Origin of the sequence: Candidatus Accumulibacter cognatus (genome assembly GCF_000584975.1) — a bacterium.
Lineage (GTDB): Bacteria > Pseudomonadota > Gammaproteobacteria > Burkholderiales > Rhodocyclaceae > Accumulibacter > Accumulibacter cognatus.
The window spans coordinates 1-1,441 of the sequence record NZ_JDST02000155.1 but is presented as its reverse complement, the minus strand read 5'-3'; the positions used below and the strand labels follow the sequence as shown (position 1 = coordinate 1,441).

Sequence of the window (1,441 nt, the reverse complement as noted above, 5' to 3'; positions counted from 1 at the left end):
TTCGACCGCTTCGGCCGGCGGCTGCGCCTGCGGCTCGGTGTCGGTCGGCAGCCGCCGGCGCAGGGCGACGAGGATGTCGTGCGGTGCGGCGTCGATTTTGCCGCTGGCGATGGCAATATGGATCGGCTCCTCGTCGAACAGCGCTTCGAAAGCGCCGAGCGGCGCGCCGTCGAGGAGCAGCGGCACGACCGGGAAGTGCGCCGCGCCGCCGCGCTGTTTCTGCACGGCGAGCGCGTATTTGAGTTCCTTGCCGACCCACGCCGAGTCTTTCGCGCGCGGCGAGACGAGCACCAGTACGCCCGCCGAGTGCTCGATCGCGGCGCGGATCGTCGATTCGAGCGGGTCGCCACCGCGGAACTCGCGCGAGTCGATCGTCAGTTGCGTGTCCAGCTCGGCGAGCGCCCTGCGCAAGCGGCGGACGACGCCATCGTCGCCGCTGCCGTGCGAGACGAAGTAGGTCGGGGAAGGGAAAGCGGAAGGCCTTTGGCTTGCGTTTGCGGAATCGTTCTTGGTCATTGTTCCTCCCGATAGCGGCGGCGGCGCATCTCCCCCATTACCGCACGATTTATTGGCGGAAGTGTGGCTCTCGGCTGCGGCGGGTCGCCTGCCTGCTTGCAGCATGTCCTGGCCGAAGCAGCGGCGGCTTGTGATGGCGGCCGTCAACGCTCCTTTGAGCCACCCATCGGGCTTGCCCGGCGCTCAGCTTGCCCAGTTCTCGACCTGCAACCCCGGGATGCGCGAAAAATCCGCAGGGTTGGCCGTAACCAGCGTCGCCTGCACGGCCAGTGCGTGTGCGCCGATCAGCTTGTCCAGCGCATTGCGCGTGCGTTGCGGGTCGGCCAGGCGAACGGCGGCGTGGGCGCGCGCGGCTGCGGCATCGAAGGGCAGCACCACGAGATCGTTGAGCACCGCGTCGAGGGCCGCACGATGCGCTGCGCCGTCGCCGCCTGCCGCGATGACGCCGAATTCGAGTTCCGCCAGGCTGATCGCCGAGAGCAGCAAGTCGCCGAAGTAGCACTCGCTCAAACGCCTGGCAAGCGCCGGATTTCCCTGCATGGCATGGATGCAGATGCTGGTGTCGAGCAGGTAACGCACCGCTTTCATCCCGGCTCGCCATTTCCGGCTTTGGCGGCGCCCCATGTTCCCCAATCGCGCTCAAGCTCCTCGCCCGCATCGGGACGTTGACCATCCGGAAACCATCCCAATGCGCCCATCGCCGAAAAGCTGTCAGCCAGACCGGTGAGCCGGCGCAACGCCGGCCGGATGAGCAAGTCCCCTCCGGGCATCGCTTCGATCTCGACTTCCTTCACTCCCGGTGGCAATTGCAGCTCCACCGGAATGCGCACCGCTTGCGAATTCCCGCTTCTGAACACCCGTGTCCGCATTCGTCGCTCCCGTATATACCGTGCGCACATGGTACTCCTTTGCCGGGACGAGTATT

General features: G+C 66.6%; 3 protein-coding genes. All 3 read right to left on the bottom strand.

Annotated features, from left to right (window positions below):
- A partial coding sequence (locus AW06_RS19545; protein WP_034953891.1) for a toll/interleukin-1 receptor domain-containing protein occupies nt 1-516 on the bottom strand: 516 nt, incomplete at its 3' end.
- Nucleotides 517-699: 183 nt separating this feature from the next.
- Nucleotides 700-1,104 (bottom strand): type II toxin-antitoxin system VapC family toxin, encoded by a 405-nt coding sequence (locus tag AW06_RS19540; RefSeq protein ID WP_034953888.1) that lies wholly within the window; start codon nt 1,102-1,104, stop codon nt 700-702.
- The gene (locus AW06_RS19535; protein WP_034953885.1) at nt 1,101-1,385 is read right to left on the bottom strand and encodes an AbrB/MazE/SpoVT family DNA-binding domain-containing protein; all 285 of its coding nucleotides are present in this window, start codon (nt 1,383-1,385) and stop codon (nt 1,101-1,103) included. The genes AW06_RS19540 and AW06_RS19535 overlap by 4 nt, the downstream gene beginning before the upstream one ends.
- Between the last annotated feature and the right edge of the window lie 56 nt (nt 1,386-1,441).